The organism is Mesorhizobium sp. LNHC232B00 (genome assembly GCF_000502435.1).
Lineage (GTDB): Bacteria > Pseudomonadota > Alphaproteobacteria > Rhizobiales > Rhizobiaceae > Mesorhizobium > Mesorhizobium opportunistum.
In genome coordinates, this window is the sequence record NZ_AYWP01000052.1 from 18,798 (window position 1) to 36,938 (window position 18,141).

Below are 18,141 nucleotides of genomic sequence, written 5' to 3' on the forward strand. Positions count from 1 at the left end.
GTAAAAATGCCCGGTTGGAAATCTCACCTGTCTGTCGTACCTGCTCAGGACCGCTCGCTCGAGACCTTCTTCTTACCATCGGGAATTGATCGCGGTGCGGGGGCATTTTCCCGTGGATATCAAAACTGCCGTTTAATGGGCGGCATCGCCGTAGCGGCGTTCCAGCGCATCGGCTATGCGCTCGCAAAGGAGCTCCGCAGTAGCAGTCGTGAGGTGGAGACGAACGTGGCCTCTTTCGGGGTCAACGAGTTCAACAAAGATCCCGGAATCGGATTGTCCGGGCTGATCCAAGACGTCCTTCGACAAAATCGACTGTCTTGTCCAATTGTTTTGCCCTAAATGTTTCGAAATCCCACCGGTTCTACAGGCGGCTTCCCAGGAAGCCCAAGTCTGTTTCGATGATTGTGTGCGTAGTCCTCGGCAAGAGCCTGCGTCGCGAACACTTCGACCATTGACTCGCCACTCTCAACGACACGGACAATCCACCGGTTCTCGACGTGTTTAACCAGCACCTCGTTTGGTTCTCCAGCCACCATCCCCGTTCTCGGTGTTTGCGCGACGCGAGATGCTTCGCGTTTTCTTCAGAGAAGGGACACCCATACTTGAGCAGCGTCAATCTAATATTTTGTGATTGCAGATTCAATTCAAATTGATGACATGGGACGAAGCGCCCCTTTCTTAATTGGCGGTTATCCCCACGTTAAACCCGTTGTTACGAGGCGCCACCCATCTCCAGGCGGCAGCACCGGTCCTGTAGTGTCCCACGGATGAACTCGACTTCGGTTGTGTGCGTCAAGTTCTGCAAAATGGGGCGGCCACGATGCTGGTCATTCGGCTTGGCGCAGTGCGAGCTTCTTGTGCTCGCGCAGGGTTGGGTTTCTGGCTGGATCCTGAAGTACAGCTGGTGGCGGTCCGGGAAGCGGCGCTAGTTGAGGCCCCAGGGGACGGTCCATTTACCTACCCACCGAATGCTGAGTTCCTAGGCCTCGCTCACAACAGATGCCTCCACGGCAGCCAGCGGCGCTTCCAGCGTCCAATTGATCCCATGCGAGCCACACTCAAGATCGGCCTTCCCGCCGACAGCCTCAGGCGCTACCCGCTTCAGCACCACGGTTCCAAAGCCGCCCTGACCGATGGCCTGGACCTTCGGCCCATCGGTTTCGGCCCAGGCGAGGTGGAAGAGCTTCGAATCCCCGGAACCGGTCGCGTTCCATTGAACCGAAATCGTGCCCCTGTCTCCCGAAAGTACGCCGTATTTGGCTGAGTTGGTCGCGAGTTCGTGGAAGGCAATACCGAAATACTGGACGGCGTTGGGGCTCAGCACGATGGAAGGTCCCGACATGGAAATCCGCCCCTCATTGCCGAACGGTTTGGCTTGCGAGAGCAGCAGTTCGAAAAGGGTCACGCCTCTCCAATCGCCAGCGACAAGCAGATCGTGCGAGCGTGACAGGGCCATGATCCGCTCGCGAACCTGCCGTTCGAACACCGCGGGGTTCTCGGCGCGCTTGTTGGTTTCCCTGATCATCGAAAGGATGACGGAATACTGGTTCTTGACCCGGTGGTTGACCTCGCGCATCAGCATGCGGATGCGCTGCTCGTTCTCTTTTGCCGATGTGATGTCCCTGGCAATCTTCGATGCGCCGATGATCTGCCCGGTTGCGCTGCGCACGGGCGATACCGTCAGCGAGACCGGAACCAGACTGCCATCCTTGCGCTGACGGATCGTTTCGTATGTGTCGACGACTTCCCCACGGCGGATGCGTTCGAGGATGCGGGGTTCCTCGTCCTGGTGGTCATCCGGGATCAGCATCGTCACCGAGCGGCCGATCGCTTCCTCGGCGGTGTAGCCGAACAGCCGTTCGGCGCCCCGATTCCAGCTCTTGATGATGGTGTTCAGGTCCTTGCTCACGATGGCATCGAACGAGGATTCCACGATTGCCGACAAATGGTGCCTGGCCTCCTCGGCATTCTGGCGGTCGGTGAGGTCAAACAGCATGTTAACGGCACCGATCAGCTTGCCCGTCTCATCGCGGAGCGGTGTCGGATAGGGCTGAAATGGGAAAAAAGATCCGTCAGGGCGCTGCGCTATCGCCTGCTGGCCACGCACAGGGCGGTTTTCCTTCAGCGCGATCGCCATGGGGCACTCATCGTGAGGAAGGTCCTTGCCGTCCGGTGTGAACAGCTTGAACGTCACGCACCACTTGTCCTTGCCGATCTCGGGTTCGCGGCCCGCCATTTCGGCGGCGGCTCGGTTGTAGTAGGTGATGACCCCATCCGCGTCAGTCGTGTAGATGGCGACCGGGAGACTGTCGAGGACCTGGTGATAGGTGCTGTCCTGCCGCTTGAGCTCCGTGCGGGTGCGTTCCAGGTCGGTTACATCGACAGTGAAACAGCGTGTGTTGATTAGCTTGCCGTCGCGGAAATGCCCGCTGGAAGAAATTTCGACGTGCTTGATCGAGCCGTCGTGGGCTCTCAATCGCGCCGGATATCTGGCGATCTTCTCGCCACGGGAGACGCGGTTCAAAATGTCCTCGATCACTTCCTGGTCGGGATAGAACTCCGCGACGTGGCGACCGATATAGTCCTGCGCCGGAAACCCGAGAAGGTCGAGCTCGGCCTGGTTGGCATGAAGAATAACACCATCGGCACTTACCAAGTGGAGGGCGACGGCGCCGTTTTCGAAGAAATCCTGGTAGTTGAAGTTCCGGCTATCCCCATCGGATGTTTCTTGGTTCTTGAACGCGACAACATTCGCCCGCGGCACTTCATTCATCCAAAACCCCTTTCTGCTCAACGGGTGGTAACGCGGGGTGTCGCCAAATTGTTCCTGTAGCTCGTCCCTTGCGGCTGCCCACGAGGCTCCTCTTGATTGAGCCTGTGGCGGCATGCAAATCTGAGCTCGGACGGAAACCACCTTGGCACGTGTTTCATCAACGAACGTGCAATCGTGCCTCACATGGACAAACCTCTCGTCCTGGTCGTCGACGACGAAGCTTTGATTGCCGTGGAGATGGAGACTGCTCTTTCCGAGGGGGGCTTCACCGCAGCCTTGGGATCGTCGTGTTGCAAAGGCCGAGGAGCGCTTCTCGCGAACCACATGCCCGCCGCCGCGGTCCTGGACGTCAGATTGTGGGACGGCGAGAGCGTCGAGGCTGCAAGAATGCTGGCTGCCCGTGGAGTGCCCTTCGTCGTTTATTCCGGCCTAGGCCCCGAGCAGAGTGATGAAGCATTCTCACTCGGGACGGTGGTGATGAAGCCGACCGAACCGGAAGAACTTGTCCGGCTCCTCGGAGAACTGATTGCCGGTCGGAAACCCAGGATGACCGGCTGGCTGCATCCTCTAGGCTTGCGCTCGCAGTGCGCCTTTCGGCTCGTTGCGCATTGTACGCTAACCGCAAAGCAATGGGGTTGTACAATAGGTGACACCGGCGCTGATAAAGAACACGGCGCTCAAACCTGCTCGATCGGCAGCCCATCCCAAAGCCGGGCTTCCAAGAGCCATCGCGACATCCAGAAAGGCCGTGTAGATGCCCATTGCCAAGCCGCGGTTTTGCGGCGATGTGCCACCAAGGCAGGCATTACCAGTTCTTGGACGTGCCGCCGGAGAGCTTTGCCGGGTTCAAATCTGCCTTTGCCAAGGGCCGCTATTTCAACGACCACATCCGCAACCGCTTTGCATTTCGGCTGGTGACATAAAGGGCAAAGCCCGCTGCCGGACGCTCGCCATGATTGCCACCTCATCGCCTATGTTGATGCTGCCGTTAGCCACGCCGATTCAAACTCCGAGCAGGCGAGTTTGCCTTGTAAGCAGATGCTAAAATGTGAACGCCCTCGTGGAACATACCTCCACGCTCCGCAGTTATTAGCGTTCAGATTTTAGCGAAGTGTGGGGAAATCATGAAGCGAGACTTTGCATACCTGTGCGCTTGGGCGAGCGCACGAGGCATTAAAATCTATCAGCGGTCAAAGACGGTCTGGATCGCGGCAGGACATCATCGGGGCCGCGATTTCGAGGTGAAAGGACGTTCCCCGGCGACTGCACTCTCCTTGTGGGTGGAGGGTGCGCAGTACACGGGTCAGCGGTTCTGCTAGGGCATTCCGTCAGCCCGCCTGGCTTTTGTGGTTCTGCTTTTCATGGCCGCTGGCTTCTGGTTGGCGGCCGAACTGGTGGTCGCCGGTGCACAAGGTGCTGTCATTTCGCACGCTTCGGGAGATTGATTATCTCGGCGCCCCCGTCATCTCCAGCGGTTCGTGCCCTGGCGTTTCATGCCAAAACACTTGGCGCAAATCGCGCTGGTCAACCTTTTGCCCGCAATATGGGCAAGGATAGAAATGCTGATGTTCCGGGATGTCTGCGCCGCCGTGCAACTTTCCGGGGATCGGCGGGCCGAGGTCCGATAGCTTCGTCATCCCCATCGAACTTTCAGTTCATCTAAAATGTTCCCGGAACTACTTTAGCGCGATACCCATCCCTCCGTTCCGTCAAAGTCTAATGATCAGGAACGCACACTGGAAAGCACGTGCGGTAACGGTTGATTCAACCNTTGACCGCGCCGTCCTAGAATGGGACAGCGCGGTCAACGATTCGTTAAAATTTTCCGGAACTAATTAAGCGCATTCTAATTGAGTCGCGATTCGCGAGTCAGTTTCATGCGTTTGAAGTTTATCCATCCGATGGAGCCCGAACTGGTCGATACGCCACCGCACGGCGATGACTGGCTCCACGAGATCAAGTTTGATGGCTACCGCACCCAGGTCATCAAGGACGAAGACGGCATCCGGCTGATCACCAAGAACGGCTACGACTGGACGGGCCGCTACATCCAGCTCGCAGGCGAAGCGGCGGCGATCGAGGCGGAAGACTTCATCATCGATGGCGAGGCGATCACCATTAATGAGGCGGGCCTGTCCGACTTCCACGCGCTTCAGTCAGCCGTCACCAGCCGCAATCCATCGCGCGACGTGTATCTGGTTGCATTCGATCTTCTACACCTGAACGGACACGATCTGCGCGACATCCCGGCAGAGGACCGTCGCGAGATCCTTCAGGAGCTTGTTCCTACCGGCGACCGCATTCAGTTCAGCGAGGCTATGCCAGGCACGGGGGATGCTGTCTATCACCTTGTCGACCAGGCTGGCCTGGAGGGGATGGTGTCGAAGCGCAAGGACAGCCCGTACCGCAGCGGCCCGACGATGAACTGGCGCAAGATAAAGTGCTATGCCGAAAAGGACATGGACATCATTGGCGTGCAGCGGGAAGCCGGCAAGCCTGCGATGGTGCTGATGGCCGACAAGGGTCGGTATGCCGGCGCCGCCTTCGTTACCTTCAAGGCAGACAAGCGGCAGCGCCTTTGGGACCGCGTCCAAGGCAAGATAGGCGGACCGGCGCCTGTAAGGCTCAAGAGCGACAAGGCCGAATGGCTGAAACCTGGTCTAGTCGGCCGGGTGCGGTTCCTGAAGGGCGAGGAGAAGCTGCGCCATGCCAAGCTGCTGGATTTCAGGGAAAAATGAGCAAGCGCGGCGGTGATTTTCTCTACCATTGGATGTCTGACCACTTGGCGGATGGGCCGATCAACGACCCGGTGCTGCTGGTTATCGATATGGCCGAGGCTAAACAGGCAGCAGAGGCCCAAGGCATTCCTGGTGACGAGATCGATGAAGAAATTGGCGAACTTGTTCGAAACCATCATGAGGGCATTGCGGGGCGCCACGCTTCGCCGCTGCGAGGAAGACTAATGCTCGGCAGCCCGAGGGTTCGACAAGGTGTTGCTAATATGCAGCACCGGCGGCATCTCTGACCGCCTCCGCCTGGAACCGCTTCCCAAGGCTGCCCGTAGACGTCAAAATGAGAACGCAAAACGCGAGCCGGCGAAGATGGACAAGCGAGAAAACAAGATCATTGAGACGTGTTGCCTTATAGCCGTTCCCGTATCGATGGCTCTCACTATGGTACTAGCTCAACTGATCCTTGGCTGAACCCAAGGCACCGACCAGGCAAGACATAAGCCGTGTTGGCGACCGCTAAACCGGCAGGCATCTGGCAACGCTAGCTATCGTTGGCCTAGCCATTGGCAACTCCGTTTGAGGGGATCGCCGACGAGGATGATAGGGCCTAACGCAAGAGGGCGCTCGCTCGTACGCGTCCATCGAATGTGACATTAGCGCCACCTGATTGCGTGAACGAACACGCGAACGGAGCAGTCGCTTGAATTGAGGCAGACTGCCCCAGCGTTTGGCCGTCCGGGGGGAAAGGGGCGCACGGCTCGTCGAGAGCTGTTAAATAAGGCGGGGGCCTTTCTCGACGAGCCTGCCTCCGGACGCTAACGGAGATCGGCGACAAGGTGCGGGTCGAGGAGATCACGCCGAAGCCGAAGGGGAGGTAGCGCTTTGACCCCATGAGGCTGGAACTCATGAGGTGCTGTTGAAGGCCGTGCGGCAAGTCACCGGGAAGGAGGTCGAGTTCATCCGGTGGAATACCACGGGACCGGTTCGGCCCCTGCGGCTGGGTAGCGTCCGGCAAGGATCGCCCGCGCAACGACGGAAAAACCGCGCTAGCGCGAAGCGCAACAGCGCCTGACGTTCAAATTAGTCGGTGGAAGAGCCTGGCAACTCGCACGCCAAGGCCAATAATGGCTTGACCATCATTGGCGGCGAAATCCCAACAGCAAAATGCCGCCCAGCCAAAAAGCAGGAGTGAGAAGCGCATTGGCGAATTCTAAGGTAGATAAATTGAACAAGGCGTTAAGGCCTTAACTTCTGTCATTTCCTCAACCTCACCCCGGCGCCGCCCCCGTTCTCGGGGATGTGGTCATAGGAATACTCGGGTTGGTTGCTTGTCCGAGAGATAAGAGGGACTGCGGTGCCAGCGCAATGGGTACGGCAACCCGAGGTAGGTGATAACTCTAGCTGACCCATCTCCCGTGCTTCCGCTGCTACCCACCTGTCACGAAGCGCGCAGGGTAGACCCGAGGGGAACAGCTGGCGCTGCCCAGGACGGAAGCGCTATCGCGTGTCGAAACGAATTAACTCCGCAAGACATCTGGAACCATCGGACCGGCAGAGCCTCCATCCCATCGTAGTTCGAGGACGCCAACTTGGCGTTGAATGGCTCTCTTCTCGACAATTCAATCCGGTCGGGTCATATTATAGGTGTCGCAGGGACGGACTTTCAACGGCGCCTCGCCGGGTGGCCGGTTCACACCCAAGTGTGGAATAATCCAAGAAACGTCCGATTCAGCAGCCTCCTCTGGGAGTCCCTTTTATTTTACTGAGCTGTGCAACGCTGCGGGCGAGGGCTGCTTGTAGCGATCTGTCTCGCTCTCTACATTCGGCGACATATCGCCAGCCAAGTTATTGCTCCAACGCGGCCCCCGCTTTTTGACGACTTCCAAGGTGTTTTATTTCGTCGACGAAAGCGGCAACACAGGGCTGAACCTGTTCGACGCGAACCAGCCGAAGCTCGATTACGGTGTGCTGGGCTGCCGCGCGAATCTTGACGTCATCGCTGAGCCGCTGCTGAAAGAATTGCGGCGAGATCTCGGGGTGAAACGCCTCCACGCCAATGAACTCGGTGTCGGACGACTGACGCCAATCGCTGAAAAAATAGCCCGGTTCAGCAAAAAGAACGATCTGCGGTTTTCTCTTTATAAGGTCTCGAAGCCGGACCATGCGATCATCACCTTCTTCGATCAGGTTTTTGATTCCGGCTTGAATGATGCTGTTCCATGGCACCATTACTGGACGCCCATGCGATATGTCCTGCTGTTTAAAGTGTCGTTCCTTTTCGACGAAGACCTTGCGAAAGAGGCATGGAGCGCTAGGCGCGAACAGAACCCCGCACGTTGCGAGGAAAGGCTCAAGAAGCTTTACGCAGGTCTGCTCGAGCGCGTGGGTCGATTGCCGGACGCGCGATCAAGGGAGCTTGTGGCGGGTGCTATCAAATGGGCTGCGGCAAACCCCAAAGAGATCAGCTTCGGCTCCAGCAATTATGAATCGACACTGCAGATATCGCCGAACCTGATCGGGTTTCAGCAGGTCCTGCAGGCAATTGCTATACAATCCAATCCACAAAAGAGCCGGGTCAACCGCATCACGGTCGATCGGCAAACGGAGTTCAACGGCGCCCAAGCCGAATTGTCCGAATGGTAGCGGAGATTGCGAGGCCATAAGTCTGATATGGGTCCCGGCATGCCCAAGGCCGATTACTCGCACATGCCGGAAACGCCGCCCGTATTCATGTCAGGAGATCAGAGTGCCGGTCTTGAGCTGGTTGATGTCACCCTTTGGTTGGCAAAGCGGCTGGAGGAGAGAAAGCCGATTTCTCCCGAACTTCGTGCATTGTTCTGGTCGCAGGCCAAACGAGGGATGACCGATGAGGTTTCCTTGAAGGCCTTGGACAGGAGGTGGCGCCATCTCGCGCATTTGCCTGAACCGGAAAACCCGCTTCCGGGTGATCTGGTGAAAATCTTGGAGGACGTCGAGGAGAAGCGCCGTAAGATCGTGAGCGCTCTATGATCTTACATTTCCGGAAACAGCTTCGGAAACAGCGCGTCCAGAGCGTCCGCCGGAAAGCGCAGCGACACTGGGCCCTTGGGCGTTTCCGACGCCAACAGACCGAGCGCGATCACATCGTTGAACACGCGACGCGCCGTGCGCTCAGGCAGTCCGCTAATGCGGGATGCCTCGCCGCGGTCAAACTCACCGCGCATGAGCGCTTCTTCCAGAAGACGACCGGCTTCTGGTTTCAAGCCGCTACGCTCGACATAGCGATGCAGTCGCTTGGCGAGCGTATCGAGATCAAACAATCCGCTCATGAAGCTCACCTGGTCGGTGCACACCTGCAGGAACCACGAGGTAAAGTCGCCGAGTGCACGCTCGGAGAGGTTGCCCCGCCCGTCGAGATCACCTTGGCGGGGCATATCGGCATGATCCATCATGCGCTTGTAGTCCGTGCGGCTTTTCACGCCGCGTGCCAGGCCGCGCGAGATCGACCACAGCCCGTGGGCGGCGATCCCGGCCTCGTGCGCCATGGCGTGGCTCATCAATCGGCTGACGCGGCCATTGCCGTCGGGGAAGGGGTGAATGTAGTTAAACCGATGATGCGCTGCAGGGATGGCCAGGATCCGTCCGGCCTTGCCCAGCTTGTCGAAGCGATAACGCATGGCAAAGTACTGCATGAAATCGTCGACCCGGTCGCTCGAAGGCGGTTCATGCCGACCGACGGCGACGTCATGCTCTGGCTTCGATCGCCACTCGCCTGGCGCCATGACAAATTCACGGCCGGCACCCTTGATGGTCAGCATGGGCGCTTCGGCATCGCGATAGAATTCCGCGTGCAGCCATCGCAGAAAATCTACCGATGCCGGCTCTGGCAACCGGCCCTCGGCCGCCATACGGTCGATCTCGGCTTGCAGGCGAACATGCGCGGCCGCCTCGAGCTGCAGGTTGCGACGGTTCTCGTCTCGATCGAGCTTTCCGGCCAGCGCCCGTTCGATGTCGCGCGGGCGCGTATCGTGGCCTTCGATCAGGTTGCTGTAGTAAGTGTTCATGATGCGCACGAGATCGGCGAGATTGGCAGCGGTACGCGGGTGAAGGCTTTTGCCCAAAACCGCCGACGTCGCCGATAGCTCCGCCAGCGCATCGGAGATAGTTTCGGATACATCGGTTAGGCGTGCCGGTTCGATGCGCTGTACACTCTCTTCCATAATTGGCCGATCTTGGTTTCTGCTAAATGCGTAATTATAAATATATATTTTGAATTTGCCAGGATATTTGGCCGATCTTCTGGCCGATCACCGGCATCTTGCCGACTTCGCGGGCCCTGGCACCGTCACCGCTGCCAAACCTGGACACCATTGATGCCGCCGACGATGATCCCAGCAGGATGCCGACGATGACCAGGATCACGATGGCCGATAACCGGCACGCCTAGCGTGCTGATATTCATGCACGAATCCGCAAGCGGCGGGAACATTTGGCCGATCCTTTGGCCGAAGTTCGCGGGTTGCCAGGACTCAGGTAACATGGCCGATAAATCGAGGCAGATCCAAACAAATGGCCAAAGAGGATGATCACACCGAAGCGCATATCCAAAGAGACAAGGCAGTCCTGTCCGAGCGCCTGGCCAATCGAAGATCGCAGACGCTCTTTCGAAAGGCGCGCGTTTCCAGCTCTACCTGGCTCTGCGGCTCGCCGGATATTATGAGTTTGCCAAGCTCAGGCCCTCTGTTCCTTTCATCGCCGACGACATCATGGAAACCTTCGACCATCTCCGGTCGGAGGAAGTTTTCCGCCTGTTCGGCGAGATGGCCAGCGTAGGCCAGGTAATCTACCGGACCCATCATCAGCACTTATGCGACATCGCCAAGGCGGTCATTCCCGACGTGATGATCCACGAACTCGGGTAATTCGAACGGCATTGTTGTTGGCGGCGCGTTCTTGAGGTAAGTCGCATCGCCAACGACCGCTTCGCGCCCAGTGCACGAACCCGCTTCGCGAAGGCGCGGTTGGCAATGCGGTATGGTAATCTTCGGCTTTGAGTGCCTACGGCCTGACCAGGCCATGGAGTTCCCTTCAACGAGAGGAACTCGCCATGGCTACCCTGCCGACCAATGCACCGATATCACCGCTTCGTCAGCGCATGCAGCAAGACATGCTGATGCGAGGTCTGGGACCGCATACACAGCAGGATTACGTACGTCACGTCCGGCGCTTTACCGCATTCCTTGGGCGCGCTCCCGACACTGCGACGCCCCAGGATATCCGGCGCTTCCAGTTGCACCAGCATGAGAACGGTGTCGGCCCCGCGACGATCAACGGTGCGGTCTCGGCGTTGCGCTTCCTGTTCATGGTGACACTGATGCGGCGGGAACTGGCGCGTGCGCTGGTGATCATGCGCTATCCGCGCAAGCTGCCCTATGTGCTGAGCGTGGAGGAAGCGGCGCGCCCTGCTCGAGGCAGCACCAGGCATCAAGTACAAGGCTGCGCTCGGCGTCGCCTATGGCGCGGGCCTGCGCGTGTCCGAGGTCGCGCACCTGAAGGTCGATGATATCGACTCCACACGCATGTTGATCCGCGTCGAACAGGGCAGGGGACGCAGGGACCGCAACGCCATGCTCTCGCCGCAGCTTCTGGCGGCTGTGGTGGCGCGAAGGCAAGCGGCGCGGGGTGATGCTCCCGCATGGCTGGCTGTTCCCGGGGCGCAGTTGAACCGATCCGATCTCGTCGCGGCAACTGCACCGCGCCGTCCAGGAGGCTGCTGAAGTCGCAGGCATCCCCAAGCGCGTCAGCCCGCATACGCTGCGGCACAGCTTTGCCACCCATCTGCTCGAGCAGGATGTCGACATCCGCGTCATCCAAGTGCTGCTAGGCCACAGCAAGCTCGATACGACCGCGCTTTACACCAAGGTCTCGACCCGGACGATCCACGCGGCCGCCGGGCCGCTCGACCGGCTGATGGCGCTGATGGAAGGCAAGTCGCTGCCCGGCTGATCCGTGCGCGCCTCGATCGAGGTCGCCGACATCTTCCGTGCCGCTGGGCCCGCCTATCGGCCGCCTATGCAGGTCATCTGAGTCTGCAGCAACTCAAGGTCATGTCGGCGATCGAGCAATGTCGTACCGCGGCCCTCGGCGGGCATGTCGAAGCCTGCGAGGACTGCGGCGAGTGGCGCATCGCCTACAATTCCTGCCGCAACCGGCATTGTCCCAGGTGCCAGGGCGCGGCCGCGCGTACATGGCTCGCAGAGCGCGAAGCCGACCTGCTGCCGGTGGGATACTTCCACGTCGTGTTCACGCTGCCGGCCGAGGTCGCCGACATCGCGTTCCACAACAAGGCGCAGGTGTACGATCTGTTGTTCAAGGCGGCATCGGAGACGATGCTGACGATCGCGGCGGATCCCAAGCACCTCGGCGCGCGCATCGGCATCACCGCCGTCCTCCACACCTGGGGCTCGGCAATGACGCAGCATCCGCATGTCCACATGATCGTACCAGGCGGCGGCATCGCGCCGGACGGAAGCCGGTGGATATCGTAGCGTCCGGCTTTTCTCCTTCCAGTGCGCGTGCTCGGCAAACTGTTCCGCCGGCTCTTCCTCACCCGGCTGGTTACGCTGCACGAGGCCGGACGGCTCAGCTTCTTCGGATCGATGGCGCACCTGGGCGACCGCCGGGCATTCCTGCGGCACCTGTCGCCGGTCCGGAAGAAGCGCTGGGTGGTCTATGCCAAGGCGCCCTTCGCCGGGCCGGAAGCCGTGCTCGCCTACCTGTCGCGCTACACCCACCGGGTCGCCATCTCGAACAGCCGCCTGATCGCCTTCGACAAGAACAGCGTCACCTTCCGCTACAAGGATTACCGCCGTGACGGCGCCAACAGCCAGCAGGTCATGGTGCTCGCGATTGATGAGTTCGTCCGCCGCTTCCTGTTCCATGTCCTCCCGCACGGCTTCCATCGCATCCGGCATTACGGCCTGCTTGCCGGCGGCTCCCGCAAGGCCAGCCTCGCGCTCGCCCGCAAACTGCTGAGCGTTGCCACACCTCCCGATGACGACACCCCGCACGCGCCGGAAGACTTCCGCCCCTCATGCCCGTGCTGCGGCGGACGCATGGTCGTCATCGAGGTGTTCGAACGGTGGAGGCAACCGCGCGGACCGCCCAACGCGACCGCAGCGAGCCGGGAGAACTCTCCATGACCCGGCATGGCCCGCTTGCCCCCACGACCGCGCTACGCCGCCGCAGGTCAACGGAAACGCATGTGCGCTTTGCTGTTGCGCCGGTCATCAGGCGCGCGAACCCAGTCAGAATCACCGTAACAAGCTCCCCGACCAAGCCGGACGTTACTTCCTCGACACGCTCGCAGCACGAAATGTGAGCGTTCGCGACAGACGCTGGCACACCCGCCACACAAATCCCCATAGCGCACAGCATGCGGCCCGCGGGTTCCTGCATGGGAGGCTTTCGTACGCCTGACGGCACCCGAAACCCTTCACAATTGGAGCCGTCAAGGTCGCCTCCGACGCTTTCCAAAAGCAGACGTCACAGGTAAACGCTCTGGTCGGACCCGAACGCCAACCGGTAGGGCAAGCGAAATCCCACGGTTATGCGCCACGCCATCCGGATCCAGGGCGATCATCACTTTGGGTCACACGGTTGGGCGGTTCGAGTAGCCGGCCTAATGGGCAACATCCGATCGTTGTCGACCTCAGTCCGGACAGGTGCCGTGTGCGGGGTCTTCAGGAAGGAAGAAGCTTCGCCGCTCGCAAGGGGTCAGTTCGCGAGGCACAGTACGGCGGGCGAATTCAATAAGCTCCTTGGGTGTTTGGAAGAGGCGAACGATGCTGACTCTCTTTTCGCCGGAAACAATCGCGACATGGGTGCCGTCGGCGCTGAAAGCCGCGCGTGTAAAGCCCCGTCGAACGGTTGCATCGTCCTGGCTGCTAAGGACGGCAATCTGTCGCCCCGATTGCGCCGCCCATAATCGGACCGTTCGATCTTCGGTCGACGCGGTCACGACATACAACCCATTGGGACTGAACTCGGCGCTGTCCAGCGCGCCGCTGTGGCCCCTGAGAACCCTTTCCAGACCGCCGGCGACGCTCCAGATCCGGGCGGTTCCATCGCGTGAAGCAGTCAGCAACGACCGGCCGTCGGGACTGAAGGCGACCGCCGTCACCGCGCCGGTATGTCCCTCAAGGGTTCGGGCGTTTTTCCCCTCCGTGATCGACCAAATTCGGGCCGTGTGGTCGAGTGAGCCCGTGGCGACCAGTTGACCGTCGGGGTTGAAGGCCGCTGCCGTGATGCGATCCTGATGCCCCACCAGAGCACGGAGTTCGGCTCCGCTGGTCGTGAGGAGGCGTCCCACATTGTCTTCCCTGGCCGAAAAGATCAGACGTCCGTCAGGGCTAAGAACCGCTTGCGGCAGATTGCTGCTTGTATTGATGTCGGCTAGCTCTATGCTGGTCGTCGCGTCCCACAGTTGGGCGGTACCGTTGATCCATGCGCAAACAAGCGATTTGCCATCGCGACCAAACTGGATCTTGATCAGTCCGGCATGTGATCGGAACTGGGCGGTCTCGTGCCCCGTGGCCACATCAAAGATACGGACCACGCCCTCAAGCGATGCCGTGGCGACGCGCCTCCCATCTGGGCTGAACGTCGCGTTTTGAATTATCTCATGCGTATCGAGGCGGATTATCTCGCGCCCACTGACGACATCCCACAGGTGCGCCGCGCTGTCGCCCCCGCCGGTAAGCAGGTGGACGCTGTCGGGGCTGAAGACCGCGAAAGTCGGCCGATATTCATGTGAAAGCGCCGTCGTCAGGGCGCCGTCGACATCCCAAAGCCGAGCGGTGCCATCGTGTGAAGCAGTCAGTAGAATGTTGCTGTCGAACGGGCTGAATTCCAGATGCTCGACCAAGGATTCATGACCGGCGATCGTCGTCACTATCGAGGCGCGTTCAGCGTCCCAGATGCGGATCGGCCCATTGATCGACGCGGTCGCAAGGAAGCGGTCGTCATGGGAGAAGGCACCGTTCATCTCCACATCGCGTTCATCTGTATCGATGTCAGGCTTCAACCCCGAAACCTCCTGGCCGAGCACATCATCCAGCGTTCCCAACGCTCCATCCCAAATCCGGGCAGTGCCATCCAGTGATACCGTTGCGATCCGTTGACCCCCGTGGCTGAAAATCACGCCGTTCAATTGCGTGTCGCTCTTGCTGCCGGCGAACTTTGCGATCTCCATTCCTTTCGACAAATCGAAAAGGCTGGAAGTGTCGCGATCTGAATGCCAACCCCACGGGCCGGCCAGCAACCGGCCTCCGTCCGGGCTGAACGCAAGGGTGAATGGCCAGGAGATCACTCGGATCGACCGCGTCAGCGCGCCGTCCGCGGTATTCCAGATCGAAACCAAACGCTTGCCTGCCGTCGCGAAGCTGCGGCCGTCTGAACTGAAAGCAGCACGCGTATATGCGTCGCTGCTTACACCCAGGACTTTCTTTCCGGTCCGAGCATCCCAGAGCGTTGCATCGCTGTTCTCCCCCGCCGTCAGCACCAGAGTGCCATCCGGGCTGAAGATTGCCGTCGGGAAATTGCCTACCGGCCGCAGGATGTGGAGCTGCTCTCCCGAGACGGCGTCCCAGAGACGTGCAGTGCCGTCCCTCGCGGCCGTCAGGATACGGCTCCCGTCGGGGCTGAATTCGGCCCTTTCCACGGCCCCTTCATGACCTTTTAGAATTGCAGTTTCGGCACCGGTGGAGACGTCCCAGACGGCTGCAGTTTTGTCATAGGATCCGGTGACGATGCGATCACCTGTAGGATTGAATGCCGCATGCGCCACAGCGGCGCCAGGGCGGAGGATTTTGATCTGCCGGTGCGCCAGCAGAGCCTTGTAGAGAGCTGCCTCCGCCTCAAATAGATATGGCCGCTCGGGTTGCTCTTTCGAGGGTAGCGCCTCAAGCGCCAGCCGGATCGCAGCCTCGGTATTGCCTGCCGCGGCGGACCGCTCGGAAAGGAACGAGAGCGAAAGGAACTGATTGCGCAGCGCCTGATCGCGTTGCCCCCTTGCTTCCTCGCGCGCTTTGAGGGCGACCAATGCGCCTGCACCCGCCATGACAGCGAGCATTATTGCGACGATAGCGGCGTTCCGTATCCGTCGGGCAAGCCGGTTTGCCGCGGCAGCCGCTAGGCTCCGGCGATCGGCCTCGCGCTCGAGGCGCTCGCGTTTTGCCTCTTCGGCAGCCGCGACCAGTGCTAGCTCTGCGTGACGGTCCTTCTCCTCCTTCTGCCGATGGGCACGCAAGGACTCCTCGATGTATTCAAGGACGGCATCGTCGACCTCCTGCCGCCTTGTAAGCATCAACTCTTCGCCCTCCGCCAGACGTTTGCCGGACGGGAGGAGAAGCTCTCGATTCCTGTTTTCCAGGTGCCATCGGTGGGCGTCGGCCCTCAGGCGTTCGCGCGTCGCGAGAAAGTTCCGGTTTGCATTCACAATGTCACCGGCGCGCGGCCAACGGCTCAACAGTGCTTCATGTGCAAGACGAACGAAAACATGCCCTGCGGCGTCCTCGTCGCTGACGAGGAGCCGTGCGTCGATGAGGGCACTGACGAGGGCCGATCGCGCGGGAGTGCCCGCAACTTCGGTATACAGGGCTGGACGTGCCGTGACTGTTTCATCGGCCAGGCTCGCCGTGGTGAGGGCGCGCAGCACCGCGGGCAAGGCGTCCTGGATCCCGGGCGCCAGCAAGTCCAGGACTTCGTCGGCGCGGCGCGCGATTGCGCCTTCGAGGCCGCCCAGCGCACGATAATGTGCAAAGGTCAGAACGCGTCGGTCGCCACTGGCCTGGTACAACGCGTCGAGGACAAACTCGAGAAGCGGCAATGATCCGGGATCTGCAGCCGCTGCCTCCTGCAGGACATCATCGAGTCGACCCCGCTCGGGGTTCTCCTCGAAGCGGAGGCCGGCAACGCGGGCGGGTTCGCGGATGATCTGCCCAATCTCTGTGCCAGTCGGCGGCAGGAGTTCGTAGCTGGCGAGGCCGTCCTTGAGAGCCGAGAAGCCCTGAACCTCGCCGCAGCGGTGGAAGAAATCCGAACGGATCGCCGCTATCACCCAGACCAGTCCGCTCGCCGCCAGCACCGCCATGAACCGCACAAGGGCCTCGCGCGTCGCCGGCTGCCTCTCCGTCGTGAACAGCTCCTCCAGCTGATCGATGACCACAAGCAGTCTGATCTGTGAGCGGGCCGGCCCGGCGGCCTTGCGAAGTGCCTGTCGGACCATCGCCAGGGCTCGATCCGGCGTGCTCCTGCAAAGCAGAGCGAGTTCCGCAGCTGTTACTTCTGAGGACAGCTCCGGCACAGCAGCGTCGTGAAGCAGCGCCGCAGCCAACACAGCGAATGCATCCGGTCCTTCGGAGAGGCGGATCAGGCAGCGGCGCCACAAGGATATGCCTGCCACGGCTCCAGGTCGCGTCAATGACGGCAGCAGGCCAGCGCGCAGGAGGGACGACTTGCCACAACCGCTCATTCCGTAGATGAGCAGGAATNGGAATGCCGTGCCGCTTGCTGCCTGCTGCTCCAGTCTGGCAGTGCAGGCGGCAATCGCCCGCGCTCGGCCGAAGAATAGATCGGCATCTTCGAATTCGAAGGCATCGAGACCGCGAAATGGCGATTTGACCGGTTCCTCGGACGCAAGGCATACGCGGTAGATGCGCAAGGCACGGGCGACATCCTTCAGTTTGTGCTCGCCGAGATCGATGAATTCCAGCGAGAGGTGGGCCTGAGCCTGGACGCGGACCGCTTCCGTGATGCAAATCCCGCCGGGGCGTGACAAGGTTTGAAGATGAGCTGCAACCTCGACGGCCTCGCCCCTGAGGTGGTCGCCCTCGGCGACGACGTAACCTAGGTCAACGCCGATGCGGAAGCGCAGCCGCTTTGTCTCGGGAACCTCGCAGTTCCGCCTATCGACCTCATGCTGGATCTCGCTCGCACACCGCAACGCCTCGACAGGGCCAGCAAACTCCGCAAGGACTGTCTCTTCGACGCTCGCGAAGACACGACCGGCATGTTTTATCAGCAGCCCATCAAGGACCTGCCTGTACGCCGGGGTAAGTGCAGCAATGCTCCGCTCATCCTTGCCTGCCGGCCGGACTTCGCCGGCCAATTCTGCCGCCAGAATTGTAACCAATCTTGGTCCGGCATTTGAGGGAAGGACCAACCTGTAACCGCGCCTCGGCACTGTCTGCACGACGGCCTGGCGACTGTCGTTGAGCGCCGCACGGATCTCGTGAATGCATTGGACCAGGCTGTCATCGGTGACGGCTAGCCCATTCCAGACCACCTTCATCAGCTCGTCCTTGGTGATGACGCGATCAGCATTCTCCAGAAGGTGGCGAAGTACCGCGAAGGTCTGGTGGCGAACTGCGATTGTCCTATTGAACTGGTCGCGCAAGGTCTCCCTGCTCACGTCGGCGGTCACGCCGTTGAGCACGAACGTCGTGGGCGGCGAGCTATTCAAGCCGGTTCCCCTAAGCACGAAGCCGCAGTCCCATACTAGCACGGTTTCGCGCTGCGACGACTGATCATCATCCAGACCGTGCGGGGAGCGCGGATTTCGGCGAATGATCGTAAGCCGTTCGTGACTTGGCAAAC

Annotated in this window: 10 protein-coding genes and 3 pseudogenes; 9 read left to right on the top strand and 4 right to left on the bottom strand. The window is 60.3% G+C overall.

The features are described 5' to 3' along the window. The first annotated feature begins 6 nt into the window (after window positions 1–6). Entirely contained in the window at window positions 7–339 is a 333-nt protein-coding gene (locus X743_RS1000000172570) for a hypothetical protein (RefSeq protein ID WP_156934570.1), read from the top strand. Between the two features lie 640 nt (window positions 340–979). Here the strand turns inward: X743_RS1000000172570 and X743_RS138900 are convergent. Beyond that, complete coding sequence (locus X743_RS138900) at window positions 980–3,097, bottom strand: PAS domain S-box protein (RefSeq protein ID WP_245264352.1); 2,118 nt, start codon at window positions 3,095–3,097, stop codon at window positions 980–982. 461 nt (window positions 3,098–3,558) lie between these two features. Between X743_RS138900 and X743_RS1000000171665 the strand changes: the two genes are divergently transcribed. From X743_RS1000000171665 to X743_RS1000000173095, 5 genes are all read left to right on the top strand, one after another. Then, on the top strand, window positions 3,559–3,696 hold the full coding sequence (locus X743_RS1000000171665) for a KTSC domain-containing protein (RefSeq protein ID WP_023769219.1): 138 nt from the start codon (window positions 3,559–3,561) through the stop codon (window positions 3,694–3,696). Between the two features lie 954 nt (window positions 3,697–4,650). After that, window positions 4,651–5,511 (top strand): ATP-dependent DNA ligase, encoded by an 861-nt coding sequence (locus tag X743_RS138890; RefSeq protein WP_023769222.1) that lies wholly within the window; start codon window positions 4,651–4,653, stop codon window positions 5,509–5,511. Then, a complete protein-coding gene (locus tag X743_RS1000000173090; RefSeq protein WP_023769223.1) occupies window positions 5,508–5,798 on the top strand; it encodes a DUF768 domain-containing protein in 291 nt (96 codons plus the stop codon). The genes X743_RS138890 and X743_RS1000000173090 overlap by 4 nt, the downstream gene beginning before the upstream one ends. Window positions 5,799–7,392: 1,594 nt before the next feature. Continuing rightward, on the top strand, window positions 7,393–8,148 hold the full coding sequence (locus X743_RS138885) for a hypothetical protein (RefSeq protein ID WP_032923546.1): 756 nt from the start codon (window positions 7,393–7,395) through the stop codon (window positions 8,146–8,148). 39 nt (window positions 8,149–8,187) lie between these two features. Next, window positions 8,188–8,514: a hypothetical protein gene (locus X743_RS1000000173095; RefSeq protein ID WP_198028521.1), complete on the top strand. Its 327-nt coding sequence runs from the start codon at window positions 8,188–8,190 to the stop codon at window positions 8,512–8,514. Window positions 8,515–8,516: 2 nt separating this feature from the next. On the opposite strand, the gene X743_RS138875 is transcribed toward X743_RS1000000173095, so the two are convergent. Then, window positions 8,517–9,704, bottom strand: coding sequence for a Fic family protein (locus tag X743_RS138875; RefSeq protein ID WP_023769226.1), 1,188 nt, complete (start codon window positions 9,702–9,704; stop codon window positions 8,517–8,519). 34 nt (window positions 9,705–9,738) lie between these two features. Then, entirely contained in the window at window positions 9,739–9,906 is a 168-nt protein-coding gene (locus X743_RS1000000172580; protein WP_023769227.1) for a hypothetical protein, read from the bottom strand. A 215-nt stretch (window positions 9,907–10,121) separates the two neighbouring features. On the opposite strand from X743_RS1000000172580, the pseudogene X743_RS1000000171675 reads away from it, so the two are divergent. From X743_RS1000000171675 to X743_RS01000000169660, 3 pseudogenes are all read left to right on the top strand, one after another. Continuing rightward, window positions 10,122–10,406, top strand: a pseudogene (locus tag X743_RS1000000171675) (hypothetical protein); the annotation flags it as partial. A 185-nt stretch (window positions 10,407–10,591) separates the two neighbouring features. Continuing rightward, window positions 10,592–11,490: pseudogene (locus X743_RS1000000174070) on the top strand (site-specific integrase). Between the two features lie 3 nt (window positions 11,491–11,493). Further along, window positions 11,494–12,686: pseudogene (locus tag X743_RS01000000169660) on the top strand (IS91 family transposase). Window positions 12,687–13,195: 509 nt separating this feature from the next. Here X743_RS01000000169660 and X743_RS138870 read toward each other — a convergent pair. Continuing rightward, window positions 13,196–18,007, bottom strand: a complete 4,812-nt coding sequence (locus tag X743_RS138870; RefSeq protein WP_023769233.1) for a winged helix-turn-helix domain-containing protein — start codon at window positions 18,005–18,007, stop codon at window positions 13,196–13,198. Window positions 18,008–18,141: the final 134 nt, after the last annotated feature.

Bases quoted from the DNA above. Each gene is read 5' to 3' on its own strand.
- X743_RS1000000173095 (WP_198028521.1), top strand. From the start codon at position 8,188: ATGCCCAAGGCCGATTACTCGCACATGCCGGAAACGCCGCCCGTATTC.
- X743_RS1000000172570 (WP_156934570.1), top strand. From the start codon at position 7: ATGCCCGGTTGGAAATCTCACCTGTCTGTCGTACCTGCTCAGGACCGC.
- X743_RS138890 (WP_023769222.1), top strand. From the start codon at position 4,651: ATGCGTTTGAAGTTTATCCATCCGATGGAGCCCGAACTGGTCGATACG.
- X743_RS138875 (WP_023769226.1), bottom strand. From the start codon at position 9,704: ATGGAAGAGAGTGTACAGCGCATCGAACCGGCACGCCTAACCGATGTA.
- X743_RS1000000171665 (WP_023769219.1), top strand. From the start codon at position 3,559: ATGTGCCACCAAGGCAGGCATTACCAGTTCTTGGACGTGCCGCCGGAG.
- X743_RS1000000173090 (WP_023769223.1), top strand. From the start codon at position 5,508: ATGAGCAAGCGCGGCGGTGATTTTCTCTACCATTGGATGTCTGACCAC.